The organism is Streptosporangium sp. NPDC049376 (genome assembly GCF_044466505.1).
GTDB lineage: Bacteria > Actinomycetota > Actinomycetes > Streptosporangiales > Streptosporangiaceae > Streptosporangium.
This window is the reverse complement of sequence record NZ_JBITMT010000014.1, coordinates 129,172-153,862: the sequence shown is the minus strand read 5'-3', so window position 1 is coordinate 153,862 and position 24,691 is coordinate 129,172. Positions and strand designations below refer to the sequence as shown.

Here is a 24,691-nt window from a genome sequence, read left to right as displayed (position 1 = left end):
GACACCTCGATGAGGCATGGAACCCTGCCTCGGCGAAAACGGTGGCGATGCGAGAGGCTCAGACGCTGACGCGACCGCTCAGCAGATCGTCCACGATTCCCTGCTTGAGCTTGCCCAGCTTGGCGAGTTCCGTCCGCGCACTCTCCACTTGCTCGTCGCAAGCGAGTAGACGGTCGACGATCCTGCGCTGCTCAGCCAAATTGGCTGGCATATCGATTTCCAGCTCGCGCAATCGAGTTGGGTTGACGTTTACCTGCTGGACGGCGACGGTCGATATCGATCGGATTTTCTGACGGATCGACGGATGCATCAACCACTCAACGAGATACTCGGGAATCAGGCGTGAAGTGTCGGGGTTGATGCGCACCAAGTATGAAGCAAATGTTGCTCTCGGGATCTCCTCGCGCCACATGCACGACTTTCCTATATGATCAATGCTGTTTGTTCGATTGAAAAGGACATCTCCATGTCTGAGCTCAAGTTTTTCCGGTACCGGCGTCGGGCTGTAGCGGAGGTCCGTGAGCTCCGTCCTGCCTTCATTGATATTGTTCATTCTCAGTACCGGCACCCCTCTCGAGTCTCGATCGAGGGCTTCGGATATTCCATAATCGACCTTGGGGATAACCTCCTTCAAGGGCACCCGAATCCAGTTGACAGGAGGTTTCCCCAAGTCCATGCGCGCCATGGCATCTAGCAGGACCCCCAACCTTATACCCTGCAACTTCTCGATTAACGCCATGATGACCCTCTCCTGTCTGAGCAGCGCATCAGCGACTTCGATGATTCGCTGCTGTCCAGCGAGTGCCAGAAGAGGAAATTTCAGTGCAGAAAATCGCTCGCCGCCAAGATGAGCGATACTTGTCGTCTGCTTAGCAATGGCAGCAAATACTCCCGTATCCAACCAGCGTTCGAAGATCGCCTGCGCATATGCCGGAAGCACATGATCGCCCGACCGAAAACGCACGAGAGTATTCTGAAAACAGAACTCGCCTTCGCCGCCACCATAAATCGCACTTCGACCAACGAGATCGAGGCTCTGCCCTTCGTTTAGCAGAATATCGCCTGGCTTCAACCCGTATATTTCACGTTCTCTGAGGCTAAACCCCATCGTCTTAACATCCGCATAGTCGATCCGTCCTCGAAGTACGTTCGCGACTCGTAGGTACGGAAATTGCCCGGTCGCTCCCTGGCTTGCAGGAGAAAGTTGTTTCCCCATGCGAACATCCCCGACCTTCCGTACGGGGACCCAGCAGATCTCATTGTCACTCCGCATAACCGAGCTCCTTCAGGAAACCGTCCAGGACCGCTGCGGACCTCTCCCGCTCCGCCTCGATCTCCCGCAGCGACACCGCGTACTTGTCCTCCCACACACGGCATGCCTCCGCCAGCTCCCGGCGGCGCCGTACGACGTGCCCTTCCAGTTTGGCCGTCAGGTCGTCCCGGAGCAGATCGAGCACCACCCTGCGCTCGTCCTGTGGGCCAAGCGCCCGCCGTGCCCGGAACAGGCGTGGCGGTTCCTCGTCGAGTTTGGGCGGATCGCTCGGCCAAGGGAACCAGAAGTCGGCCTCAAGGCGCTTGACCACGGCGGCGGCCTTCGTCCGTGCCTTCTTCACCCGATCGAGCTCCGCTTCCTGCTCCGGGCTCAGGATTTTCTGCTCATGCGACGAGGCTTCGTTGTCGGCCTCCGTCTCGTCCTCGGACGGCTCGGCGTTCAGTTCCTTCCACTGCGCGTCCAGCTCCGCCTTGCGCGCCTCGGCGTCGACCAGCTCCTTCAGGAAGTCCGGGGCGATGGCGGCGACCACCTTGTGGTCGTAGGCTTGGCGCCGCTCGGCGGCCGCCCGGTTGCGCAACTTCCTCGTCCTCGGGTCTTGCTCGGGGGCGAGCATCGTCTCGACATTCTCCACCCACCCGTCCAGGACTCCCGCGAAGCCGTTCTCCGAGAGAGTGAGCAGGTCGTACTTCGCCTCGTACCACCAACCCGCCACCGCGCCGGCGAGCGCGTACCGGTCCAGCGGGCCTTCCTGCCCTAGTTGCTCCACGAACGACTCGATAAGCGAGCCCCGGACCGCCATCAGCGCCGCCTTACGCTCCGAGGAGGACAGATCGGCGAGACGCTCCGGGGTCGCGGCCACCGCCTCCAACCGCCGGGTCTCCGCCTCCCACCACTTCGCGAACGCTTCTCGCAGTTCTTCCTCGCGCGGGCGGGCCAGCTCGACCAGCCGGGCGGCGTCCAGGCGCCGCTCCTTCGGAAGGAAGTCCACGTAGTCCGGGTCCACCGGTTCGCGCTCGGCGAAAAGGTCGCTCAGCGTGATTCGGTACGCGTCGAGCAGTTCCTTCCTGCCCTCGACTTCCGCGCGCGGCACCCCACCCACCAGGTGGGCGCGCACATCCTGCGGCTCCGGCGGCGGCGTGTTGTCCACGTAGCGGCGGATGTTGAGATTGTCACCGTTCTCCCGCAGTTCCTCGCGGTCGACGATGCGCGAGAAACCGGGGACCTCAGCGTAGGCGTGGAAGGTCGAGGTGATTTTCTCGGCGTGTTCGGGGAGGAGCACGTTCTGTGCCCGCTCCGCATGGTACTCACGGTCGGCATTGACAAACAGGATCTTGCCCGCGTGCTCCGGATCCTTCTTTCCCGGCGGACGCAGCACCAGGACGCAGGCCGGGATGCCGGTGCCGTAGAAGAGGTTCGGGGCCAGGCCGATGACCGCCTCGATCACGTCGTCGTCCAGGAGCTTCGTGCGGATCTCCTGCTCACCGCCCCCGCGGAACAGCACGCCGTGCGGCATGACGGTGACGACCATGCCGCCGGAGCCCTCACGCTTGGCCATCCAGAGCATGTGCTGGAGGAACATCAGGTCGGCTTTGCCGCGCTCGCTCGTCTTACCATACTTCGCCCGCTGGCCGGGGAAGCTGAGGGCGGTGAGGACGTAGTCCATGGAGAACGGCGGGTTGCTGAGGACGGCGTCATACCGGTCGGTGTCGGACTTAGGCACGTGCGCTGGTTCAGTGAGGGTGTCACCGGTTTTCAGGTCGAAGCGGCGCACTCCGTGCAGCACCATGTTCATCGTTGACATGATCCACGAGCCACTGTTGGCGTCCTGCCCGGCGAAGAACATGTCTTTGGTGTCCCCGCCGTGCTCCTCCACGTACTCCTTGGCGTGGATGAGCATGCCTCCTGAGCCGACGCACGGGTCGTAGACGCGCATGCCCTGCCGGGGGCGGACCAGCTCGACCATCATGCGGACCACGTCACGCGGGGTGTAGAACTCGCCGCCCTTACGGCCCGCCGAGTCAGCAAACTCCTTGATCAGGTATTCGTACGCGGCACCGATCAGGTCGGGGAACTCGAAGTCGTCGGTCCGCAGGCGGATGCGTCCGAAGTGCATGATGAGCAACTTGAGGCGCTGGTCGGCGAGCTTAGCCGTGGCCGATGCCGCGCCGGAGCCGCCGATGCGGTTGAAGTCGAGATGGTCGAAGAGGCCCCTGAGCTTGCTGTTCTGCCCTTCGATAGCCTGGAGGGCTGGACGCAGCCGTTCCTCGTTGATGTTGTGGGTGGCCGAGGAGATCCACTTCCATCGGGCGTTCTTCGGGACGAACAGCACGTCACGTTCGCCATAAGGCGCGGGCTGTTCCAGAAAACCGTCCAGCAGCTCGCGGGGAAGATCGAGTTCCCGGACGGCATGTTCCCGGATGCGTTCGCGGGCGGCCTCGAACTCGTCGTTTGCCCGTTTCAGGAAGAGCAGGCCGAAGATGTAGTCCTTGTACTCGGAGGCGTCCATGGTACCGCGGAGGATGTCCGCGGCGGCGAACAGATGCCGCTCCAGCTGAGCGAGCGTGAGTTTGGCCACTGTACGACTCCCTACAACCCCGATATGACGTAGGAACCCTACGGCGACAGCGCATGTAAGGGGAAACGATTGCCTCGCCAGGTGGATCGACTTCAGTAGGAGGTGATCCCGAGGCCCTGCTCCACGAAGTGGAAGACATCGGTGTACGGGTCTCGACTCGAGAGGGGCACGTGGTCGCCGTGCTGGGCGTTCATCCGGAGGGCGCGCCGCTTCGCCTCGGTGTAGCGGCCCATGACCTGGCCTGCATGCACCTCCTTGATCTTCTCCACCTCGTTCCTGAAGGGGAGCCGATCCGTCACCAGATCACACACCTGACTAAAGGTCCCGGTCACATCCTTGTGGTGCAGGAGCCGCCATACCTCGAAGCAGGGGTGTGAGAAGGCGATGCGGACCTTTCCCTGCTTGGCCTGCTTGAAAGCCTGGTCGAACTCCTGGTGGTCGTCCCGGTCGAACAGGCACCAGACCTGCGGCATCATCTCCTCCCGCAGCCGATTGCGCTCTGCTTCCCGAGTCAGTTTGCGCATGAGCGGCACCGCTGCCTCGACCAGGTCGATCGGCTTGCGCTGGGAGCCCGGTGCACCGGCGTTCGCGATGTGCACCTCGACGGGGAGCTCCCGCTCGTCAAGGAGCTTTTTCATGATGTCGATGTACGAAGGCTCGGTGAGCCTACCTTCGGTGAAAACGTGGACGACTCGGTTGCGTTTGCCATGCTGCTGTCTGGACGGCCCCAGCGTGTCCTTCCCCCGCGTGCGCGTCATCGGGCTCGCTCTGCGGTGCGCCGGTGTCCGCGTGTACTTGCGGCGGACAACCGCCGGGCAAACTGTCCCTCCACGATGGAGGGGACCCCGCCGAAGGCCCCGGCGAGGTAGGACTCCATTAGGTTCTCGTCTTCCCCCGGTTCGGCGGCGGTCAGGGGGTAGAGTTCCGTGGCGCCATCCTTGTCTTTCTCTGTCAGCCACACCTGGCCCGGCTCCAGCAGCCGCTCGCCGCTTGGGGCGATGAGCAGCGACGGATCGTGCGATGTGAAGACAAGCTGCGCGCCCTTGGGATTGGCATGCGGATCATGGAAGAGCCGGACGACCTCGGCGGCGAACCGCGGGTGCAGGCTCGCATCCAACTCGTCGACGAGCAGCACGGCACCCTCATCGAGAGCCAGCAACAAGGGGCCGAGCAACGCAAACCAGGATCGGGTGCCGAAGGACTCACTCCGCCAGTCGAAGGCGATGTCCCCGGTCGCCGACCGGTGGATCAGCCGCATCGTCGGCCGGCCCTTGCCCTCCTGGACGACTTCCGCGCCGGTGATTCCGAGATCCGCGACCCTCAGTAGTTCATTGATCCGTTGTGCGCGACTGCCGGAAAGCTCCCGCAGAGTGAATTCCTCTCGTTGTTCCCGCTCCTCCTCGGGATTGATGATCCACAGATTACGACGGAACCAGTGGAAGAGCGCCAGGAGTTGCGGATGGTTGTCCGTACCGGCCGTGGACAGCACCAGCGCGTCGGAACGTGTACGCCTGGCTAGCTGCGCCCGGTCCTTGACCCGGTTGCCTGGCCATTCGTATACGCCAGCTCGTGAGGCATCACGGTCGAGCCACACCTGACGACGACCGCGAGGGTAGCTGTGGATCCACTCGGCCTCGACGCGCCTTGAGCTCAGCTCGAATCCGTAGGTCCAGCGCACCCCGTCCATCACGAGGTCGACCTCGAAGAAACTCGGCTCTTTTTCGCTCTTGGAATCAAGCCCGAAAGGTTTACGTGGGATTCCCTCGAATGACGCCCAGTGGGCGTAGGAGCTGAGGACCGCCGCGCGCATGTCAGTCAGCGCGGCCAGAACGTTCGACTTCCCCGAGGCGTTGGCGCCGAAGATGCCGACCAGCGGGAGGACACCGGCGGAGCGACCTGTGCCGAGTCCTGTCTCCCGCGCCACTGCGCTCGGCTCGTGTTCGGAGACGACGAAGGACAGCTCCTGCTCATCGCGTAACGACCGCACGTTGGCGACACGGAATCGGAGCAGCACGCTGTCCCTCCTTTCCACTCTACGGTTAGAGTAACTGTCCGATCTTCCAGTGGCTCGCCCTGGCGACGATCACGCTTCGATGAGTTTTGAGAAGCATGGCAGCGATACCAGACATACCGGCCCTCGGGCTCGATACTCATGCCTTGTGGACGCCTACTCGGAGTTCCTCACCTGCTCGGCAAGCTCGACAAGGGACCTGCCCCGAACCGACCAGTACTTCGTCCCCTGGACCGCCCCCTTTTTTCCGAGCGCCTGCAGCCTCATATGCGCAGTGAGCGTGGTTGGTGAGTAGGGCTGGCCATCCGCTTCCCAGATCAGCGGCTTCGACCTGCTGTTGACCCACGTCGCCCGCCCCCGCTTCGGATCCTTTGCGATCCAGCCGTTCATACCGGCCTGCTCATCGCCGAAGACGCGGAACTCAAGCACTGCCCCTTCCTCGATAACCCCGGCGTCAACGAGCACCCCGACGGCCCGAGAGCTCCGCTTCTTCACCTGAATCTCTGGTGGCGGTGCCTGTCCGTTGACCGACGCGATCACCGACGCAGCCAGAGATCTGCACTTCTCCGGGTTCTTGAAGATGCTAACCGGGTAGCCGCCGAGTTCCTCCACATGGTGTACCAACCAGGCGAGTACGGTGGCCGTTCGTTCTGGGACGGCAGGCAGGACGGTGTCTTCCCAGGGGGACTGCAGATCGTTGATGCCGCTTTGGTCCAGGATCCTGAAGGTAATGTGGGTGATCAGGGATCGTCCGTGTTCCGCGACTCGGGCGGTGAGTCCTTCCCGAAGGCCGTGCCCTTCGTCGAGGGCGGCGCCCACCTCCCGATTGAAGACGACGGACCGCCAGACTCGATAGACGCTGATCTTCTTGGGGAAAAGCTGGTCGTAGGCGCTTCCCGGATTCCTCTCCCAGAGATAATCGCCGCCGGCCTTCGCCTGCACGGTCAGTTCAGGACGCGCATGTGTGCACGCGAGCGCCTCCGCCGCCTCGACATTCGTACAGCCCCGTTTCCCCTCCGGCGCATCGTCGCCCCCTTTGATGACGTATGTATGGCCCAGCGCCCACGCGAACTCCTCCCGCAGGCGAACCTGAACCTCGTCGAGCGCTGCGAGATCACGCCGCCCCACCTGGTTCTGTGTGTTGGTGGCACGGGTGATCTGGTCGGCGAATCCCTCCGGGCAGTCCTCCAGTGAGATCAGCCGAATCCAAACCCGCGCCGCTCCGGCCTTGTCCGGCGCGCGCCGCAATCCCTCATTGATTGCCGCGACCGTCTGCGCCCCGTTGACCACACTCGAGCCCTCCAGCTTGAACTCTCGAGGGCCTCCGTCGGAGGTCGCATACTGCACCGTCGGACGGACCCGATCACACAGGACGGTGATCCCGTTGTTGAAGTACCAGAAGTCATGAGGACGTGTGATCAACGTGTCCACAAGGGAACGATTGACTCCAGTCAGGCCAAGCGACTTGCGGATGTTCTGCTCGAACAGGCTGTCCTCGTGATCGCCGTACCAGCGCGCGACCTGCCCAACCGACACCGACCCGTAGTAGGCGAGGTACGGCTCCTGTAGACGCCCAGCGCCGTCAAGCGTCACAGAGAGATCAATGCGAGCCGGCGCTGATTTCGCGCGGACCATCTTATGGACGTCATGAAGTCCGAGGGTGCGGATGTCCAGAACCTCGTCCTCGGGCTTCGGCCCGTTGAGCTTCTTGGCCGCCGCCAGCAGCGGCCTCTCAACGACGTCCTCCATCTTCGGGTCACCCAGCACGACCAACATCAGGGTGATCTTTACGGAAGGGTCGCCCAGCGCCGCATCGATCCGCTCCTCTAGCTTCGCGAAGCGGGGATTGAAGCTGCCATACTCCCCTTCCAGTAGCAGATCGAGCCCTTCCTTGAGCTTGAGAGTGGTCTCCTTGTCAATCGTCCCCTCGCCAGCCTTAGCCCACTTGGACTGAATCAGCCACAGGTGCGGCTTATCACCGTCGATTGCGACGGCGTCGATACCATTGTCGTCCCGTCCGTCGATCACGAACGCTGCCGCTTCTTCGGCCAAGCGTCCTGTTACCTGCTGCGCAACATATGCGGCAAGCGCACGGCTCAAGAACTGGGCTTCCCTCTGCGCCTGCGGCGCGTTCTCGGCCACATCGGTGAGATCGATCAGCCCATCGAAGGACCTCTTCAGCTCCTCTTCGATGTGTCGGACATGCAGAACACTCACCGAACCTCCTCAGACTCGCACGCACCCACTCAACGGATCACCATGTCGAGCTCATGAGATTTTCCAACTGAGTGAGTCTGTCAATCAAACGGCTCTGTCACGATGCAGAGCCCCGGCGAGTTGTTCGCGTCCGGGCGGCGCATGACCACAATCGTCGCAGACTGCGCCCCAGAGCTGCTGGAGCAGCACGGCATCGGTCCGGACACCGCCGCCGCCCTGCTGATCACCGCAGGCGACAACCCCGACCGGCTGACCAGCGAGGCCACCTTCACTGCCCTATGCGGAGTCAATCCGATCGAGGCATCCTCCGGCAAAACCACCGCCACCGGCTCAACCGCGGTGACGATCGACGCGGCAACAGCGCGCTCTACATCGTCGTCTCACCCGTCTGAGCCGTGCCCAACGCACCCGCGACTACGCCGAACGCCGCACCATCGAGGGCAAAGGGCAAATCGAAGAAAGAGATCATCCGCTACCTCAAGCGCTACGCCGCCCGCGAGGTCTTCCCGATCATCGCAGCAGCCCTATCACCAGCACCGCCTTCATCGGCCGCCTGGCAATCCCCTGAAACCGTGGAGACTTTCTATGCAGCGATGAGCTGCTGACATCTCGCTGTGGCGGCCGTGATCCGCTGTTCGTAGACGAGTGGTGGTAGCCCGTCGGTGGCGCTGTGCCGACGGCAGATGTTGTAGAAAGCGGCGATCCAGGTCGCGATCTTCAGCCGTGCCTCGGTGCGGGTGGCGAAACGGTGCCGGTAGGCGAGCTCGACCTTGAGGGCGGAGTTGAACGACTCGGCCGGGGAGTTGTCCAACGCGCAGCCAGCCCGGCCCATCGACTGCACCACACCCCAGTGGGGGCAGGCGGCCTGGAAGCGGGCGGCGGTGTACTCGCTGCCGCGATCGGTGTGGAAGATCACCCGTCGACGTTCCCGCCCCGCATGGCCGCGACCATCTACAGCAAGGCGACGGTCAGGGCGGCATCGTGATGCTCACCCATGGCATAGCCGAGCAGGCGGCGGGAGAACAGGTCCTCCACTGTGGCCAGATACAGTTTCTCCTCATCGGTGACGTCGCCGCACCATAAAAACGTCCGCGGTGACCGCATTGAACTGCTGGTGCACCAGATCCGGCACCGCAGGCCGACTGCCCTGACGGGTCAGCGACCGGGGCAGACGCCGCATGCGGCCACCAGGCCAAGCTCCGACATCCGGACCGCGACCGTTTTCACCGACACCCGCTACCCGTGCTCGCGCAGGTCACGGGTGATGCGCTGGGAGCACTCCACTCAGGCCGTGTACCGGTAGGGGTAGCCCGGACCGTCCCCGCGCGGGGATGGTCCCCCGCAGATCTGGGCGTTCTCGAACGCCGGTGAGTGCTCCCCGCGCACGCGGGGATCGTCTGCCCCCTCGAAGAGGCGGGAGATAACGATCAAGGTGTGGTGTTGAGGAGGGCGTTGATGTCGGTTTCGCGGTAGCGGCGTTGGTTGCTGGGGGTTCTCACCGAGGGGATGCGGCCGGTCAGAGCCCAGCGGTTCACGGTCTTGGGGTCGACGCCGAAGATGCGGGCGACCTCGCCGGGGGTGAGGAGGCGTTCGGTGGTGCCGGCTCCGGTGGTGAAGGTGCCGTCGGGGGCGACGGCCTTGAGTGGGGACATGGGGGGCTCCAAAAGGGGTCAGGGGCGGGTGTGGTGGAGGATTTCGTCGTGGTGGGCCAGGGCGTCGGCGAGGCGGTGGAGGGTGGTTCGGCCGAGGATGTCGCGGGCTCCGGCCGCGCGCTGGTCGGGGCGGAGCGGTTTGTAGCGGATGGCCCACCATCGGGGCAGACCGGGTAGGTGGAGGTGTTCGTAGCGCCAGGCGGGGTGGGCGCTGGTGAGCAGGTCGATCATTCGTCGCTCGTAGTCGGTCATGGTCGTCCTGGTTCGGAGGGCGGACAAGAAACTCAGGCCGCAGGCCGGGGGCACTTCACCGAAGTCCGTGGACCTTTCTTCGTGCAGGTCATGAGGGCGGTCGTAAGGCCCTTCGAGGGGGCGGGTGCCCGGCCCCGAGCCGGGGAGCACGACGGCCGGGCACCCTGGAGGAGGGCCGGCCCCACGAGTGAGACCGGTGCGCCAGACGACTCCCCTTCCCCAACACGCTCAGAACGTGCATGGGAGCCGCCTTGCGAAGATGTGCGGTCCAGGTCCCTCCTACCTGGACCGCACGTTCATGGGGTACGGCGGGTAGCGGGTGGGATGAGTTTCCACCGCCCGCCGTACCGGCTTCACGAGCGCAGTAACCTGCGCAGTCCGGTGGGACGATCCAGCGCGGCGCCCTGACCGGTCCGTACGGTTCGAGCGGCCTGGACCAGACCGGATGCCCTCGCCAACTGCCTGACCCGAGCGGACTGGATGGCGCGGGCGACGGCGACGGCCTGGATGCTCGGCGGCACCACCGGAGACACCTGGGCGGCCAGCTTGCGATCCAGCTCCTCGGCGGACTCGGCCCGCACCAACAGCACCTTCCCGGGGTACGGCCTGCCGGACAGGGCGCTCCGGTAGGCGCTCCACAGGCCGGACCGCGAGCTGTGGAAGACCAGCCAACCCGGATGAGCCGTCTGCACGGAGTTACACGCTCGATCTGAAAACTCAGAAACTTGACGAGGAACCCAGGCCGGGAGCATCATGCCGCCCTCCCACCCGGCGAACGCCTTTCGGTCACGTCCCGGCCCCGCACCTCAGCGGCCGGACGCCTCCGCCGAGCCAACGAAGGCGGCGCAAGCCGCATCGCCCGGATCATCTCCGCCTCCCGCATCCGCTCCTCCAACCCCTCACCAGTCGAGTCCTCGACGATGACCGGGCGTGGGCCGTCCCAGGCAGCCATGGCGTAGAAGCTGCGTCGGCCCAGACTGTAGAGAACCGTCCAGTCCGCCCACGCCAGGTCGATTCGCTCGGCCTCAGCGCGGGCCGGGCCATCCCACACCCTTCGATAGACCGGCGCGTACGGTTGACCGTCCCGATGCCGACCGGTCACGAGGCCGCCCCCTCACCGGCATCGCGGGCCTTCTCCTCCTGCTTGGCCACGGCCTCCCGAACCTCCTCGAAGGTGTCGGCGTCCACCGTCGGCTCCGCCCCCGCACGCAACGCCGTACGCGGGAAAGCACGGTTACGGATCGCCCAGAACCGCCCGGCATCACTGATGATCAACCGCCACCCCGGAATCGCCGGGGCGGTCGTCGTGGACGTGTCGTCGTGCACGGCTCGGGCCTCCCTTGTTCTGATCAAGAACTCGTTCCGGCGGTCCAGCCACCGGGCGGGTCCGCCTGCGGGCAGTAGGGACCTGGAGTCCCTTCGTTCGGTAGAGCTTGTGGCTGGTGCAGGGGTCAGGTATCCACGTTGCTGCCCTGGCAGGCCTTTCACGCCGGGGGTATGGACCGCGCGCAAGACCGCTACTGGCAGGCCAACCCATAAATGGATGCCTGAGCTCGTCGTCTGTAATGGTGAGGCAGCCACACGGCTCAGAGAAGGCCATCTAGAGGACTTTCAGAGGACTCTTAAAGGACGTAGCCAGCGAGTATGCGCAGGTAACTACCCCTCAGGTAGCCTTTTTTGTACTCTGAAGTCCTGTAGTAGCTCAAGGTTGGAGGCCGTCATGCCGCGAGAGTCCGGCAACGTTCACCTCAAAGCAGCCCGCCAGCACGCCGGATACGCCTCACAACAAGCCCTGGTGGACGCGCTCGCCCGCGCCGGAAGCGAACTCGGCGTGGACCACACCGAGGTGAGCCTTCGGCAGGTACGCCGCTGGGAGAGCGCCAACCCGCCATGGCCGCACGCCGTTCACCAGCGCCTGCTTGAGCACATCCTCGGGCTTCCGATCGCGCAGCTGGGATTCACCCCGCCCTGGGGCGCCCAACCCGAACGGCAGAACGCAACGCCCCGAACCTCGACCACCATGTCGGCCACCCCACCGCTGCCTCTGCCATCTCCGACGACCACGACACAACCGGCGTCGATCGCAGTGGACTACGCCTCTGTGACCAAGGCACACAGACGGCTGTACTGGCGCGTCCAGCCACCCCTGATCCGCGCCGCAGCGACAGAACACACACGATTCGGCACCCAGCTGCTCAGCGAGATGAGCGGCGCGCCCCGACGCGTCCTCGCCACAGCCCTGGCCGAGTCCCTCCTGCTGGTGGGCCGCATCGAGTTCTTCGACCTGCGCCAGCCGAACGAGGCCGACGCCAGGTTCGTTGAAGCTCTGCAGGCGGCCGGAGCCGCCGACGACCAACTGCTCGGCGCCGCCATCCTGGGCCACGCCGCCTTCGTGCCCGGCTGGGCAGGAGACCGGGACGGAGCCGCCGAACGACTCCGCGCCGCCCGTGCCTACATGCGACGTGCGGGTTCCACACCCGCACTCTTCACGGCCTGGCTGTACGCGGTCGAAGCGGAATGTGAGACACGATGCGGCAAACACCGGGAAGCGCTACGCGTCATCACCAAGGCAGAAGACACCCTGGCCGACGCTGACGAAACCCCGCTGCCGGAGTGGTTCGACTGGTTCTCACCGATCCGTCTGGCCTCCTTCAAAGGCAACACCCAGCTCAAGGCAGGCCACCTGCCCCAGGCCCGTCAGACCCTTCTTCACGTTCTGGAAGAACTGCCCGACGAGGCCAGGAAACAGCGCACCGTCGTCCTGGGCGACCTGGCCGCCGTCGAGGCCGCCGAAGGCAACCCGGAAGCCGCATGCGCCCACGCCGGCGAAGCCCTCGACCAACTGTCGATCACCTGGTACGCCACGGGGATGGAACGCATCCGCGAGGTACGGCGAGCTCTCGAACGATGGGCCGACCTCGACTGCGTTCTCCAACTGGACGATCACCTGTACGAGTGGCGCACCACCCTCATCGCGCTTCAGCGTTGAGCGTCTCTATCCCGCCCAGCAGATCAGCCAGGGAGTCAAGGCGCAGGCTGGGGAGCCGGGCGGCCTCCGGGTCGGCCTGCTGGATGGTTCCCCACGGGCCGCGCCTGACCAGCGCGGTCCTCATCCCCGCCGCCACCGCCGGGCGGATGTCGTTGTCCAGGCGATCCCCCACATACAAGATCTCCCCGGCCTCGAACGGCACCATCTCAGCCAGCCGCGTGAAGAACAACGGGTCAGGCTTGGCCGCCCCCCAGTCGTCGGAGGTGCCGATCAGGTCCACGTCCTTGGCGAACAGCTCCCGCAGGATGCGACCGGCCCGCACGGTCTGGTTACCGGCGATCCCCAGCCACAGGCCGGCCTCGCGCAACGCCGCCAGCGCGGGCCGTACATCCGGGTAGAGGTCCTCCTCACCGAAGGTCTCCGCCCGGCCCGCCGCCGCACGAACCTCCCGCTCCTTGTCCAGGTCGAACCCTGGACGAAACACCTGGAAGGTCTCCCGGTAGTCACGCCCCTGAGCGATCACCGCACCGAACACGGCACTGAAGGTATGCCGGGGAACACCGAGCCAGTCCGCCCAGGTGCCGTACTCACGGCTCTCATCCACCAGGCACTCACCGACATCGAACACCACCGCGCGAATCATGCCCGCAGCCTACGACGCCCCCTCCCGCACAAGCGGACATGAAGACGACAGGAAACACACCCTCAGCGAAAGCCCGAAGCCCTCACAGTTCCTTGAGGATTCGTTCCAGGATCATCGGGGTCGCGTTCGGTTGTTCGGCTTCTATGTCGAGGCTGTTCATGACGTGCCAGTACTTCTCGGTCTCCGAAGGTTTGTCCAGGTAGAGGGCACCGGCGAGTTGTTCGAGGTAGACCACGTCGGGCAGTTCCCCCTCGGGGAAGCGCAGGATCGTGATGGGGCCCGCCGCGCAGGCGTGTCCCCCCATGTGGAACGGCATGATCTGCAGGGTGACGTGGGGCAGTGCGGACAGGCGGATGAGGTGCTCGATCTGGGCGCGCATCGTCACGGAGCCGCCGATGAGACGGCGTAGCGCGGCCTCGTCGATCACCATCCACAGCTTCGGGGGGTTCCTCCGGAGCAGCAGCTCCTGGCGCCGCAGCCGCAGGGCCACCCGTCGTTCGGCCTCCAGGGGGCTGACGTCGCGACGGCCGAGCTGGACGACGGCCCGCGCGTAGCCCTCGGTCTGCAACAGGCCGGGGACGAACTGGACCTCGTAGCTGCGGATGACGCTCGCGGCCTGTTCGAGGCCGAGGAAGGCCTCGAACCAGTCGGGCACCACGTCGTGGTAGTCCTGCCACCACCCCGGCACGTTCGCCTGTTCGGCCAGCGAGAGCAGCGTCGCGCGCTCGGCCTCGTCCGCCACGCCGTACAGGGTGAGGAGGTCGGCCACGTCACGCCGTTTGAAGCTGGTACGGCCGAGCTCCAGCCTGCTGATCTTGGAGTGCGAGGCCCGGATGTACTCCCCGGCCTCCTCGCGGGTGACGCCCCTGGCCTCGCGCAGCCGGCGCAGCTGCGCGCCGACCAGCATCCGCGCCACCGTTGGTCCCGTCCGCCGGTAGTCAGGCGTGAGGTTCTCCTCCGACGAGGTCATGCTCGTCCGAACAGTACGCACGCTCGCTCCCTATTCAGGATGTACGGCCGGGTCCAAGCTTTACATGCCGGACAGGTCCGGCACAGGGGGATGAATCCATGGAACCAAGTGTTCATTATCATCCTAATGATCATGACGGAGGCGTCATGACACGGGAGCAGGGAGAGCTTGTGGACGACAGGACGGGTTTCTCCGAGGCCACCAGGCTGAACCCCGGGGTCGCGCACAACGCCAGGGTCTGGAACTACTGGCTTGGCGGTAAGGACCACTACCCGGCGGACCGTGAGGTCGGCGAACGGGTCTTCGGCATGTTCCCGAACATCGTGCACGTCGCCCGCGCCGACCGCGCCTTCCTTGGCCGCGTGGTCAGCCACCTCGCCGGGCAGGCGGGCGTCAGGCAGTTCCTCGACGTCGGGACCGGCCTGCCGACCGTGGACAACACCCACGAGGTCGCCCAGCGCCTCGCCCCCGAGTCGCGGATCGTCTACGTCGACAACGATCCCCTCGTGCTGGTGCACGCCCGCGCCCTGCTGACGAGCACGCCCGAGGGCGCGACCGACTACATCGACGCCGACGCCCGCGACACCGCGAAGATCCTGCGCGAGGCCGCCAGGACACTGGACCTCGACCGGCCCGTCGCGGTCATGCTGCTGGGCATCCTGAACTTCATCCTCGACACCGACGAGGCGCTGGCCATCGTGCGCGGGCTGATGGCGGCGGTGCCCTCGGGCAGCTACCTGGTGCTCACCCACCCGACCCTGGAACTGGGCGGGGAGGCGAACGTCGAGGCGATGCGGTTCTGGAACGAGCACGCCACGCCCCCGATCACCGCCCGCAGCGGCGAGGAGATCGCCCGCTTCTTCGACGGCCTCGACATCCTCGACCCCGGCCTGGTCTCGTGCTCCCTGTGGCGCCCCGACCTCCCCGAGATCGGTGGGCTCCCCACCCGGATCTCCCAGTACGGTGCCCTCGCCAGAAAGCCCTGACCGTCAGAGGACGAGGAGGTCGGTGACGGTCACCGGGTGGAGGCGGCGGCGGGCCAGGCCCCTGAGGATGTGGGGCATCGCCTCCGCCGTACCGGGGTGGCCCAGGTGCAGGCTGACGATCGAGCCCGGCCGTACGGTGTCCAGGACGTTGGCCGTGACGGTCGCGACTCCGGGGTCGTTGTGGTCGTCGGAGTCCACGTCGTAGGACAGGCAGGTCCGGTAGCCGACGCGGGCCGCGAGTTCGCGGACCATGGGTGTGGCGTGGTGGGCTCTCGACGGCCTGAAGTAGGAGCCGATCGTCCCGGTGAGGCGGCGCAGCCTGGCGGCGCACCGGGCGATCTCGTCGTAGGCCTCGCGCTCCCCCATCGAGGAGATGTCCAGGTGGTGCTCGGTGTGGTTGCCCAGGTCGTGGCCACCGGACAGGACGCGCCGGGCCATCCGGGGGTACCGCGCGAGCCAGTCGCCGACCGCGAGGACCGTCAGGTGGGCGCCGTGCCGTTCGGCCTCGGACAGGACGCGTTCGGCCAGGTCGGCCGGTCCGGCGCCGTGGAAGGTCAGCGCGACCTTCGGCCGGTCCCGGGGACCGTTGCTCACCTCGCGGGCCATGCGCCCGGCACCGGACCGCCTCCTGGCGGACATGCGCTTCCGGGTGGCCGGGGTGGCGGCGGGACCGGGAGCGGGGGCGGGGTGGATGCCCAGGGCCTGCCACGGGTCCGGTACGGCCTGCCCGGGACCGGGGGCGGGGCTCTGAAGATCCGGAGGATCGGAGGTGGGCCGCCATGATCTCCGGACGGGGTGCTGGAGATCCGAGGCGGCCTGCCCGGGAGCGGTGGGCCGCCAGGGGCCCGGGGCGGGGTGCCGGTCGTCGGGGAAGGGTTGCCAGGGTTCTTGAACGGCCTGGCGAGGGCCCACAGCGGGGCTCGCAGAGGGCCCCACGGCGAGGCCCGGAGCGGCCGGGACGGAGAGGGGCCGGGGAGTCGGCACCAGGGAGGTCCCCCCGGGGACCGTCCTCGGAACCGCCTCGGGGACCATCTCGGGAGCCGCGCCCGGCCCCTTCCTGCCCGGGGAGCAGGAGACCACGCCGCCGAGGGCGGCGACGATCCCGAGGCCCAGGACCAGGCGCCGTCCGACCACGGCCTCCCCGTTCACCGGAAGATCCCGGTGTGGCCGAGCGAGTAGCGTCCCGGCTGGGGGTAGACGGCCAGGCCGTGCGGTCCGGCGCCGACGGGGATCTTGCGGATGAGACGGCCGTCGGCGGTGTCGAGGACGTAGACGACCCCGTCGTACCTGCCGGACAGCCACAGGCGGCGCCCGTCGGCGGACAGGCCGCCCATGTCCGGTGAGCCGCCGCCGGGGATGCGCCAGGTGGCGACCGGTTTGTGGCGGGCGAAGGAGATGACGGAGACCGACCCCTCACCCCGGTTGGACACGTACAGCAGCTTCGAGTCACGGCTGACGTAGAGCCCGTGGGCTCCCTCTCCGGTCCTGACGAAGCGTTTCACCCGGAAGTCCTTCGCGCCGACGAGCCACACCCCGTTCCTGGACATGTCGGCGACGTAGAAGGTGGTGCCGTCGGGGGACAACTTGACGTCCTGCGGCATGCTCCCCCGAACCCCGGCCGTCCCATGCCCCCCGGTCACCACGTGCCCTCCGGACGTCACATGCTCACCCGGCGCGTGTTCCCCGGTCCTCCCCTGCCCCCCGGACGCCCGCCCACCCGGCATCGCGTGCCCAGCCCGCGCATGCCCTCCGGACGTCGTGTGGCCGTCGGCCGTGGCGTGCCGTACGCCGTCGGTGTCCGGGTGGCCGTGGGGCACCTTCGCCTGGGTCAGGTCGACGACGGCGCGGACCTTCCTGGCGGCCACGTCCACGGCGACCAGCTGGCCGGAGAACTCGCAGCTGGCCAGGAAGACCGTCTCGTCGGCGGTGAAGTCGCCGTGGTTGACGCCCCGGCAGGGCATCGGCAGCGAGTACCGCAGCCGCATGGTGCGCGGGTTGCGGAAGTCGAGGCGGTTGTTGCGTTCGGCCATCACCAGGGCGGTGCGGCCGTCCGGGGTGAAGTACAGGTTGTAGGGGTCGTCGACGGGGATGGACCTGCCCGGTCTGCCGGTCTTCGGGTCGATCGGGGTGAGCGTGTTGCCGTCGTTGTTGTTGACCCACAGCGTCTTGAGGTCCCACGAGGGGACGACGTGCTGTGGCCGTCCGTGGACGGGGAACTCGCGGATCACCCGGTAGGTCCTCGGGTCGATCACGCTGACGGTGTCGCTCTCGCTGTTGGGCACGTAGACCCGCGGCGGGAAGTCCCTCACGGCCGGGCTGAGCATCCCCGGCCGGTCGTGGGCGTAGACGTCCGGCGTCTTCGGCTCCGCCCTCGCCGGGATCCGCCCGTGCGGGGACCCGGCGGGCTCGGCGGGGCCTGCCGGTACGGCGGGGCCGCTCCCGCATCCCGGCACGCACGCGAGCGCGATGACCAGGGCCGTGCCGGCGCGAAGCCGCCCTCGTCCGTCTTCCAGCCGTCTCATGACCGCCCCCGTCGCCCTGGTTCCAACGAGGGCCCGTCCCGCGGAACACCTGGGCGACTCCCCGCGGAACAGGCCCAGGGAAGACGCTAGGAACCCCTCGGTCAGGAAAGGGTCATGCCGTGGTCATCGGTGGCCCGCCTTTTCCCGCTCCCGGGCGCGCGACGGCCACCCAGGTCAGGAAATGTCAGCTCTCGAAGGGAGGTACGGCGCGCAGCCCGGCGAGGGCGAGGCCGACGGCCCGTCTGCACCCCTGGAGCACCTCCTCGGCGGGGCCGCCCTGCTTCAGACCCATGGAGATCGCGAGTTTGGCGGTCCCGACCACGGAGCCGACGGCGGCGCACGCCTCGACGGCGTCGAGTTCGCCGGGGAAGGCGTCCTGGAGGGCCTCGACCATCTGGTGCTGGACGTCGAACATCAGCAGCAGCGCCTGCGCCCTGAGTGAGGGGACGCTCATGACCAGGCGGTTGATCTCGGTGATCTCCCAGCCCATCTCGGCGTCCTCGGCCAGGGTTTCGAAGATCGTCTCCACGGCGCGGGCCAGCAGGTCGGCGGGGCCCTCGTCAGGACGGCGTTCGGCGAACGTCCGCAGCAGGCGGTCGAGGCTCTCCCTGGCGTCGCACAGGACCACCTCCTCCTTGCTCGCGAAGTAGCTGAAGAACGTCCGTGTCGAGACGTCGGCGGCCATGGCGATCTCGGAGATGGTCGTCTGCTCGTAGCCCTTCTCCAGGAAGAGGCGTAGGGCCCCGGAGATCAGAGCATGTCTGGTACGGAGTTTCTTGCGTTCGCGCAGCCCGGGGACCTCACCCATGGGCGAATCTTAGTGCATGGAATTATGTTATGCACTTATTGCAAACTTACACCACATGTACTTTTATGGGAGATGACAAACGATCTCCTCCCACGCCACCGCACGGGCCACACATACTGGAGGATCCGATGAAAATCCACACCGACACGCAACGGTGCGTGGGCGCGGGCATGTGCGCGCTCACGGTGCCCGAGGTGTTCGACCAGAGCGAGGACGACGGCACCGTCGTCCTTCTCGACGCCGAGCCCCCGGCCGCCCAGCGGGCCGCGGTCCAGCGGGCCGAGCGGCTGTGCCCCTCGGGAGCCATCTCGGTGCTTCTCGACGACTGACCGTCTGGCTCCCCGTCCCGGCCGCGTGACCCGCGAAAGTCCGGCCGGGACGGGAAGATCATCAGAGGTGGTAGGCGTACTCGCGGAACTCCCAGTCGGTGACGGTCCTGGAGAAGCGCTGCACCTCGTCACGCTTGTAGGCCAGGTACGCCGCGGCGAACTCCTTGCCCAGCACCTCGGTCAGCTCCGCGTCGGCCTCGAAGGCGTCCAGCGCGGCGGGCAGCGTCATCGGCAGCACCGGCGCCTTGGTCGCGTCGTAGCCGTAGCCCTCAAGCGGGGCCGGGGGCGTGATCCGGTCGCGGATGCCGAGGTAGACGGCGGCCAGCAGCCCCGCGATGCCCAGGTAGGGGTTGGCCGAGGCGTCGCCGAGCCGTACCTCGATGCGGCTGCCCGCGCCGCGCTCCGGCGGGATGCGCAGCATGGCGCTGCGGTTGTCCAGCCCCCAGTCGTTGAGCCAGGGCGCCAGGGTGTCGGGGCCGAAGCGCTTGTAGGAGTTGATCGTGGGGTTGAGCAGCGCGGCCAGGGCCGGGGCGTGGGCGAGCACGCCGCCGATGGCGTGCAGCGCGGTGACGGAGAGGCCGTGCTCGGCGTCCTGGTCGCCGGGCTGGGCGGCGAAGACGTTGCGGCCCTCGGCGTCCACACATGACAGGTGGACGTGGAAGCCCGAGCCGCCCTCGTCGTCGAAGGGCTTGGCCATGAAGGTGGCCATCAGGCCGTCGTGCCGGGCCAGCTCCTTGATCGCGCCCTTGAAGCGGAAGGCGCGGTCGGCGGCGTCGAGGGCCTCGGAGTGGTGCAGGTTGATCTCGAACTGGCCGCCGGAGAACTCGTGGTTGCCCATGGTGACGCCGATGTCGAGCTTGCGCAGGGTGCGCAGCGTGCGCAGGACGTGGGACAGGCGGTCCCCCTTGCGCCCGGTGACGTAGACGTTGCCCAGGGCGTCGTCGTAGCGCCGCCACCCGCTGGACGAGCCGGGCGTGGGGTCGGGTTCGAGCAGGTAGTACTCAAGCTCGGGACCGGCCAGGGCGGTCAGGCCGAGGTCGGCCAGGCGGGCGACGGCGGCGCGCAGCACCTGGCGGGGGGATTCGAGGAAGGGGTCGCCGGTCGCCGGGTCGTAGGCGTCGCCGAGGACGTGGGCGACGCCGGGCTCCCAGGGCAGCTCCACCAGGGTGCCCAGGTCGGGGCGGATGGAGACGTCGGGCAGGCCCCGGTCCAGACCCCCGGGGACGGGGACGGTGTCCCCCTGGGGTGAGGTGTAGTAGACGGCCTGACAGAAGGCGACACCGCTGTGGACGACGTCGGGCAGGCGTTCCAGCAGGACGTCCTTGCCGCGCTCGGTGCCGATCAGATCGGGGTAGCCGACCCGGACGACGTCGATGCCCTGTTCGCTCAGGCGCTCGACCGTCCGTTCTGCGGACTCCGCGCTCACTGCGTCCCCCTTGGTTCGTCCCAGGATTTCGTTTGGATGCAAAACATACGCCTCGAACAGCCGGGGAACAAGGTTCCAGCCAGGAAGGCGGCCGTTCCCATCGTGACATCTCGCAGTTCAAGGCATATCGTATGGCCCCAAACAGTCTGAGACGTTCCCTAGGCAAGGAGACATCGTGGCCACGGTGCGCGGCTTCTTCACTCCCAAGACGGCGACCGGCCGCTCCTCGCTGGTCCCGGCTCCGCCGTGGTACTACTCCGGTGATCTGCTCACCGTCGAGTATCGCACCGACCCCGCCAGGGTGGCCGAGCTGCTGCCCGAGCCCCTGACCCTCGCCGACGAGGACCCCGGCGCGGTCGCGATCATCTGGGCCGACTGGCAGTCCTGCTCGGGAAGCAAGGAGGAGCTCCTCGACCCGGTGCGCTCGCAGTACAAGGAGTGCTTCGTCGTGGTGCGCTGCGCCTTCGAGGGGCGCACCTTCTCCCGCTGCGTCTACATCTGGGTGGACAAGGACTTCGCGATCGCCCGCGGCATGCACCAGGGCTACCCCAAGAAGCTCGGCTCGATCCACCAGACCCGCCCCTACCCGTACGGCCAGGCCGCGCCCCGCATCGGCGAGGGCGGCACGTTCGGCGCCACCCTGGCCGCCGCCGACCGCCGTCTGGCCCAGGCCGTCGTACGGCTGAACGAGCCCAGCGAGACCAACGGCTTCGTCAACGGCCACCCGATGGCCCACAACCGCTGGCTGCCCTCCATCGAGCCGGGTGGCGGCCTGGCCCTCGACGAGCTGATCTCCAGCGCCGGGCAGTCCTTCGAGGGCGGCCAGGCCTGGAAGGGCGACGCCGAGATCGAGCTGTTCGACGCCCCGACCGAGGAGCTGTCCGCGCTGCGCGTCGAGGAGGTCATCGGCGGCTACTACCGGCAGGTCGGCGTCGTCTGGAACGGCGGCACCCTGCTGCAGGCGGGTGGCTCCGGAGCCGAGTGACCTTCCGGATATGACAGGGCCCGTGCGGTGCAACCCCGTACGGGTCCTGTCATATCCGGCGCCAGTCCGTTGACGTGCGCGGCGAACATCCGCTGGGATGGAAAGGAGAGCGCTCCCCTGACCGGCGGAGGGAGTGACGCCGTCGAAAATGGCGTGAGGATCTGTTCTTCCCGGCCGGCCACCACCCGCCGTACGACATCGAGGAGTTCGCGTGCCCGCGTACTATTCATTGACGGAGACCGAGGAAGCGGTCAGCCGCCGCCTCGGGAGCATCCCGATCAGACGCGAGGCACTGGCCGCCGTCTCCAATCTGCACCGTGCGGCGACCGCCGTACGACAGCACCTGGAGAACTCCGCCCTGCGCGTGGCCGACCTGACCTGGAGCGCGTTCGTCGTGCTGTGGGTGGTGTGGATATGGGAGGAGATCGAGACCCGGCACGTCGCCGCCGAGGCCGGCATCTCCAAGGGCACGCTGACCGGCATCATCAAGACCCTTGAGTCCCGTGGCCTGGCCGTACGCAGCCAGCATCCCGACGACGGCAGGCTGGCCCTGCTGCGGCTGACCCCCGAGGGGGTCTCCCTGATGGAGCGGCTCTTCCCCGCCTTCAACGACGAGGAGGCGTTCGTGGTCACCGACCTCGACGCCGAGGAGGCCGTGACCCTGGCGGAGTCCCTGCGCCGGATCGTCACCCATCTTGAGGAGCACGGCGAGGAGCGTCGCGCGAAGCTCCGTAAGGAGAACCCGGCCCCGCCGCGTCGCGGTGGCCGCCGCCGCGCCGAGTAGCCCCTTCGCTCCGCCTCGGGCGGGGTCCCACTCGTTCTCCGGGTGGGACCCCGCCTTTTTGCGCTTTCCGGCCTGAAGGACAAAACCCGGTTGATATGACCCTATTTGCCATTCCGGGACGATTGCCCCTGGCCTTTCTCTCGGGGAGTTAACGGAAGACCATCGCGGCTTTCCGTTAACCACCCCATCGGAAACCCCTACTACAAACCATTGACAAAACACCACACCGGGTGCGCGACCTCGCGTTTCTCAAGGAAATAGCATGCATTGCTTTATTACCTAAAAGGAGAACCGTGATAAAAGAGACATTGTTCGCCAAAGCTATCCTGCGTTCTCGTCGCTCGGTGTGGCTGTCCGTGGGAGCGGTGACCTGCGCGCTCATGATGGCCCTCCCAGCCTCGGCGAGCGCGGCCGGCACGACCGGCGCCCCCAAGGCCGGCAAGATCGCCAAGATCACCAAGACGGCCCACGTCGACAGGATGGGCAAGGTGGCCAGGAGGGCCAAGACGGCCAGGGGGCCCGTGCTCCGACACCGCGCACGGGCGGCCGCCGACCAGAAGAGGGCCCGGCTGGTCGTCCATCACCGCACGGTGTTGCGCGAGACACCCCGGGCCCTGCGGATCAGGCAGGCCGACCCCGAGGCCACCGTCAACGCGGGCCAGACCGGTATCTACACGCTGAGCGTGACCAACAACGGCCCCGCGGTCGCCACCAACGTCGTGGTCACCGACACCCTGGACCCCAGGCTTGAGATCGTCCCCCCGCTGCCCGAGGGATGCACGGCCGAGGGCCAGGTCGTCACGTGTACGGTCGCCTCGCTCGCCGTCGGCGCGACGCAGACCTGGGACATCACGGTCAGGGTCCGGCCCGACACGCCGGTCGGGACCGTCATTCCCAACGTCGCCGACGTCGACTCCGACAACTCGACGCCGGAGACCAGTAACAACGCCAACATCAACGTCGCCGCCGAGTCCGACCTGTCGATCACCAAGACGGCCGGCACGCTGAACTCCGGTGGCACCGGCACCTACACCATCAAGGTCACGAACAACGGGCCGTCGGACGACACCGGAGTCGTCGTCACCGACACCCTGCCCGCCGGTCTGACGTTCGTCTCCAGCACACCGTCCGGTTGCACCGCCGCGGGACAGGTGGTGACCTGCCCGGTCGGCACCCTGCCCGCCGGAGAAAGCACGGACATCGTGCTGAACGTCAACGTCGACGCCACCGTGACCGGAACGGTCAGCAACACCGCCAGCGTCACCGGCGACAACCCCGATCCCGACACCGACAACAACAACATCACGATCGACACGCCGGTCAACGCCGTGGCCGATCTGACGATCACCAAGTCCGTGCGGGCCGGATAACCCCGCTTCCCGTAGCGCTCGCCGTCCGCCCAGGCGGACGGCGAGCCCGACGGACCGAACGGACGCAGAAGCGGCCACGACATGGCTCAGGCGGCTCCCTTGTCGGGAGCCGCCTGCTGTGTGTCTCAGGACGGTTCTAGGACGGTTTCACGGCGGTTTCAGGGCAGGGCTCAACCGGTCCGGCGGGCCGTCCACCGTACGGCGGAGCCCGCGACGACCAGCAGCCCGGCCAGGCCGAGCAGCCAGGCGGGGAAGCCGGTGAACGGCAGTTCCTCCCGGGGCACCGGCGCCGGTCCGGCGACGAGCGGCGGCTTCTCGAAGAGCGGCGGCCTCTCGACATGCGGAGGTCTCTTGACGTGCGGAGGCCTCTTGACGTGCGGCGGCCGGTTCGTCACCGTGATCTCCGCGCGCCCGAGGTTGTTGTCGAGACGCGACTCGGGGGTCACACCCGACACCTTCGCGACGTTGCGCAGCCGGTAGCCGTCCGGTGTGTCCGGGGAGACCAGCCCCCGCCACTCGACGGTGACCGCCTCCTCCGGACCCAACCTCCCCAACCGGCAGGTCAGCACCCGGTCCTGGTAACCGCAGGAGTCGGGGCTGACCGAGAGGAACGTCAACCGGTCGTCGAGCGGGTCACGTACGACGACCTCGCGCGCGACCGCGGGTCCCACGTTCCTGATGGTCATGGCGAAGACCACCTCATGACCGGCGCGCACGGTTTCTTCCGCTTCGGCCGGTCCCTGGATGCAGGCCAGAGACAACAAAGCCATTGGCCATACGGCGTTCGATCTCTTCACTCATAAGCCGATCAAGTCGCTGAACAGGGAAAACTCCACGAGTTATACACCCGGTCACAGTCTGTCGGCATCGTGCCACACCCAGGGCAGACCAGTTCGTCA

At 66.8% G+C, this 24,691-nt stretch carries 24 protein-coding genes and 1 pseudogene; 7 read left to right on the top strand and 18 right to left on the bottom strand.

Features of this window, described 5'->3' with window-relative positions:
- Positions 1–58: 58 nt before the first annotated feature.
- The 5 genes from ACIBVQ_RS29560 to ACIBVQ_RS29540 form a co-directional block, all read right to left on the bottom strand.
- Positions 59–1,216: a restriction endonuclease subunit S gene (locus ACIBVQ_RS29560; protein ID WP_399181446.1), complete on the bottom strand. Its 1,158-nt coding sequence runs from the start codon at positions 1,214–1,216 to the stop codon at positions 59–61.
- A 46-nt stretch (positions 1,217–1,262) separates the two neighbouring features.
- Positions 1,263–3,848, bottom strand: a complete 2,586-nt coding sequence (locus ACIBVQ_RS29555; protein ID WP_399181444.1) for an N-6 DNA methylase — start codon at positions 3,846–3,848, stop codon at positions 1,263–1,265.
- A 92-nt stretch (positions 3,849–3,940) separates the two neighbouring features.
- Positions 3,941–4,606, bottom strand: a complete 666-nt coding sequence (locus tag ACIBVQ_RS29550) for an RloB family protein (protein WP_399181442.1) — start codon at positions 4,604–4,606, stop codon at positions 3,941–3,943.
- Positions 4,603–5,862 carry an ATP/GTP-binding protein gene (locus ACIBVQ_RS29545; RefSeq protein ID WP_399181440.1) on the bottom strand — a complete coding sequence of 420 codons (1,260 nt, stop codon included), beginning with the start codon at positions 5,860–5,862 and terminating at the stop codon, positions 4,603–4,605. Before ACIBVQ_RS29545 ends, ACIBVQ_RS29550 begins: the two co-directional genes overlap by 4 nt.
- Before the next feature lie 153 nt (positions 5,863–6,015).
- A complete protein-coding gene (locus ACIBVQ_RS29540) occupies positions 6,016–8,076 on the bottom strand; it encodes an AIPR family protein (RefSeq protein ID WP_399181438.1) in 2,061 nt (686 codons plus the stop codon).
- Positions 8,077–8,223: 147 nt separating this feature from the next.
- On the opposite strand from ACIBVQ_RS29540, the pseudogene ACIBVQ_RS29535 reads away from it, so the two are divergent.
- Positions 8,224–8,681: pseudogene (locus tag ACIBVQ_RS29535) on the top strand (transposase); the annotation flags it as partial.
- Here ACIBVQ_RS29535 and ACIBVQ_RS29530 read toward each other — a convergent pair.
- The 6 genes from ACIBVQ_RS29530 to ACIBVQ_RS29505 form a co-directional block, all read right to left on the bottom strand.
- Complete coding sequence (locus ACIBVQ_RS29530) at positions 8,660–8,992, bottom strand: transposase (protein ID WP_399181436.1); 333 nt, start codon at positions 8,990–8,992, stop codon at positions 8,660–8,662. The pseudogene ACIBVQ_RS29535 and the gene ACIBVQ_RS29530 sit on opposite strands and share 22 nt — an antisense overlap.
- 35 nt (positions 8,993–9,027) lie before the next feature.
- Positions 9,028–9,180 (bottom strand): hypothetical protein, encoded by a 153-nt coding sequence (locus ACIBVQ_RS29525; protein WP_399181434.1) that lies wholly within the window; start codon positions 9,178–9,180, stop codon positions 9,028–9,030.
- 323 nt (positions 9,181–9,503) lie between these two features.
- Positions 9,504–9,728, bottom strand: a complete 225-nt coding sequence (locus ACIBVQ_RS29520; protein WP_399181432.1) for a BldC family transcriptional regulator — start codon at positions 9,726–9,728, stop codon at positions 9,504–9,506.
- Between the two features lie 18 nt (positions 9,729–9,746).
- A complete protein-coding gene (locus tag ACIBVQ_RS29515; RefSeq protein WP_399181430.1) occupies positions 9,747–9,980 on the bottom strand; it encodes a hypothetical protein in 234 nt (77 codons plus the stop codon).
- Between the two features lie 353 nt (positions 9,981–10,333).
- A complete protein-coding gene (locus ACIBVQ_RS29510) occupies positions 10,334–10,672 on the bottom strand; it encodes a hypothetical protein (protein ID WP_399181428.1) in 339 nt (112 codons plus the stop codon).
- Positions 10,673–11,078: 406 nt separating this feature from the next.
- On the bottom strand, positions 11,079–11,306 hold the full coding sequence (locus ACIBVQ_RS29505; RefSeq protein ID WP_399181425.1) for a hypothetical protein: 228 nt from the start codon (positions 11,304–11,306) through the stop codon (positions 11,079–11,081).
- A gap of 394 nt (positions 11,307–11,700) precedes the next feature.
- Here ACIBVQ_RS29505 and ACIBVQ_RS29500 point away from each other — a divergent pair, with 394 nt between their 5' ends.
- Entirely contained in the window at positions 11,701–12,969 is a 1,269-nt protein-coding gene (locus ACIBVQ_RS29500) for a transcriptional regulator (RefSeq protein ID WP_399181422.1), read from the top strand.
- Here ACIBVQ_RS29500 and ACIBVQ_RS29495 read toward each other — a convergent pair.
- Both ACIBVQ_RS29495 and ACIBVQ_RS29490 read right to left on the bottom strand, forming a co-directional pair.
- Positions 12,950–13,612, bottom strand: a complete 663-nt coding sequence (locus tag ACIBVQ_RS29495; RefSeq protein ID WP_362911251.1) for an HAD family hydrolase — start codon at positions 13,610–13,612, stop codon at positions 12,950–12,952. The genes ACIBVQ_RS29500 and ACIBVQ_RS29495 overlap by 20 nt on opposite strands.
- 82 nt (positions 13,613–13,694) lie before the next feature.
- Entirely contained in the window at positions 13,695–14,582 is an 888-nt protein-coding gene (locus tag ACIBVQ_RS29490; RefSeq protein WP_399181517.1) for a helix-turn-helix domain-containing protein, read from the bottom strand.
- 146 nt (positions 14,583–14,728) lie between these two features.
- Between ACIBVQ_RS29490 and ACIBVQ_RS29485 the strand changes: the two genes are divergently transcribed.
- The gene (locus ACIBVQ_RS29485; protein ID WP_386189597.1) at positions 14,729–15,568 is read left to right on the top strand and encodes an SAM-dependent methyltransferase; all 840 of its coding nucleotides are present in this window, start codon (positions 14,729–14,731) and stop codon (positions 15,566–15,568) included.
- Between the two features lie 3 nt (positions 15,569–15,571).
- On the opposite strand, the gene ACIBVQ_RS29480 is transcribed toward ACIBVQ_RS29485, so the two are convergent.
- The 3 genes from ACIBVQ_RS29480 to ACIBVQ_RS29470 all read right to left on the bottom strand — a co-directional run bounded on the left by ACIBVQ_RS29480 (position 15,572) and on the right by ACIBVQ_RS29470 (position 18,898).
- Positions 15,572–16,717, bottom strand: coding sequence for a polysaccharide deacetylase family protein (locus ACIBVQ_RS29480; protein WP_399181419.1), 1,146 nt, complete (start codon positions 16,715–16,717; stop codon positions 15,572–15,574).
- Positions 16,714–18,090, bottom strand: a complete 1,377-nt coding sequence (locus tag ACIBVQ_RS29475; protein WP_399181417.1) for a hypothetical protein — start codon at positions 18,088–18,090, stop codon at positions 16,714–16,716. Before ACIBVQ_RS29475 ends, ACIBVQ_RS29480 begins: the two co-directional genes overlap by 4 nt.
- 184 nt (positions 18,091–18,274) lie before the next feature.
- Positions 18,275–18,898: a TetR/AcrR family transcriptional regulator gene (locus ACIBVQ_RS29470; RefSeq protein WP_352014001.1), complete on the bottom strand. Its 624-nt coding sequence runs from the start codon at positions 18,896–18,898 to the stop codon at positions 18,275–18,277.
- Between the two features lie 128 nt (positions 18,899–19,026).
- Between ACIBVQ_RS29470 and ACIBVQ_RS29465 the strand changes: the two genes are divergently transcribed.
- A complete protein-coding gene (locus tag ACIBVQ_RS29465; protein ID WP_352014002.1) occupies positions 19,027–19,227 on the top strand; it encodes a ferredoxin in 201 nt (66 codons plus the stop codon).
- A 61-nt stretch (positions 19,228–19,288) separates the two neighbouring features.
- Here the strand turns inward: ACIBVQ_RS29465 and ACIBVQ_RS29460 are convergent, their stop codons facing one another.
- The gene (locus tag ACIBVQ_RS29460; protein WP_352014003.1) at positions 19,289–20,653 is read right to left on the bottom strand and encodes a glutamine synthetase family protein; all 1,365 of its coding nucleotides are present in this window, start codon (positions 20,651–20,653) and stop codon (positions 19,289–19,291) included.
- A gap of 175 nt (positions 20,654–20,828) precedes the next feature.
- Between ACIBVQ_RS29460 and ACIBVQ_RS29455 the strand changes: the two genes are divergently transcribed.
- The 3 genes from ACIBVQ_RS29455 to ACIBVQ_RS29445 all read left to right on the top strand — a co-directional run bounded on the left by ACIBVQ_RS29455 (position 20,829) and on the right by ACIBVQ_RS29445 (position 23,792).
- Complete coding sequence (locus ACIBVQ_RS29455) at positions 20,829–21,638, top strand: acetoacetate decarboxylase family protein (protein WP_352014004.1); 810 nt, start codon at positions 20,829–20,831, stop codon at positions 21,636–21,638.
- A 211-nt stretch (positions 21,639–21,849) separates the two neighbouring features.
- A complete protein-coding gene (locus tag ACIBVQ_RS29450; RefSeq protein ID WP_352014005.1) occupies positions 21,850–22,422 on the top strand; it encodes a MarR family transcriptional regulator in 573 nt (190 codons plus the stop codon).
- A 344-nt stretch (positions 22,423–22,766) separates the two neighbouring features.
- The gene (locus tag ACIBVQ_RS29445; protein ID WP_399181413.1) at positions 22,767–23,792 is read left to right on the top strand and encodes a DUF11 domain-containing protein; all 1,026 of its coding nucleotides are present in this window, start codon (positions 22,767–22,769) and stop codon (positions 23,790–23,792) included.
- A 170-nt stretch (positions 23,793–23,962) separates the two neighbouring features.
- Here the strand turns inward: ACIBVQ_RS29445 and ACIBVQ_RS29440 are convergent, their stop codons facing one another.
- Complete coding sequence (locus tag ACIBVQ_RS29440; RefSeq protein ID WP_399181411.1) at positions 23,963–24,508, bottom strand: DUF11 domain-containing protein; 546 nt, start codon at positions 24,506–24,508, stop codon at positions 23,963–23,965.
- Between the last annotated feature and the right edge of the window lie 183 nt (positions 24,509–24,691).

Coding starts and splice junctions, on each gene's coding strand:
- ACIBVQ_RS29560 (WP_399181446.1), bottom strand. CDS start 1,216: ATGGGGAAACAACTTTCTCCTGCAAGCCAGGGAGCGACCGGGCAATTT.
- ACIBVQ_RS29550 (WP_399181442.1), bottom strand. CDS start 4,606: ATGACGCGCACGCGGGGGAAGGACACGCTGGGGCCGTCCAGACAGCAG.
- ACIBVQ_RS29525 (WP_399181434.1), bottom strand. CDS start 9,180: ATGCGGTCACCGCGGACGTTTTTATGGTGCGGCGACGTCACCGATGAG.
- ACIBVQ_RS29520 (WP_399181432.1), bottom strand. CDS start 9,728: ATGTCCCCACTCAAGGCCGTCGCCCCCGACGGCACCTTCACCACCGGA.
- ACIBVQ_RS29515 (WP_399181430.1), bottom strand. CDS start 9,980: ATGACCGACTACGAGCGACGAATGATCGACCTGCTCACCAGCGCCCAC.
- ACIBVQ_RS29500 (WP_399181422.1), top strand. CDS start 11,701: ATGCCGCGAGAGTCCGGCAACGTTCACCTCAAAGCAGCCCGCCAGCAC.
- ACIBVQ_RS29495 (WP_362911251.1), bottom strand. CDS start 13,612: ATGATTCGCGCGGTGGTGTTCGATGTCGGTGAGTGCCTGGTGGATGAG.
- ACIBVQ_RS29490 (WP_399181517.1), bottom strand. CDS start 14,582: ATGACCTCGTCGGAGGAGAACCTCACGCCTGACTACCGGCGGACGGGA.
- ACIBVQ_RS29485 (WP_386189597.1), top strand. CDS start 14,729: ATGACACGGGAGCAGGGAGAGCTTGTGGACGACAGGACGGGTTTCTCC.
- ACIBVQ_RS29475 (WP_399181417.1), bottom strand. CDS start 18,090: ATGAGACGGCTGGAAGACGGACGAGGGCGGCTTCGCGCCGGCACGGCC.
- ACIBVQ_RS29470 (WP_352014001.1), bottom strand. CDS start 18,898: ATGGGTGAGGTCCCCGGGCTGCGCGAACGCAAGAAACTCCGTACCAGA.
- ACIBVQ_RS29465 (WP_352014002.1), top strand. CDS start 19,027: ATGAAAATCCACACCGACACGCAACGGTGCGTGGGCGCGGGCATGTGC.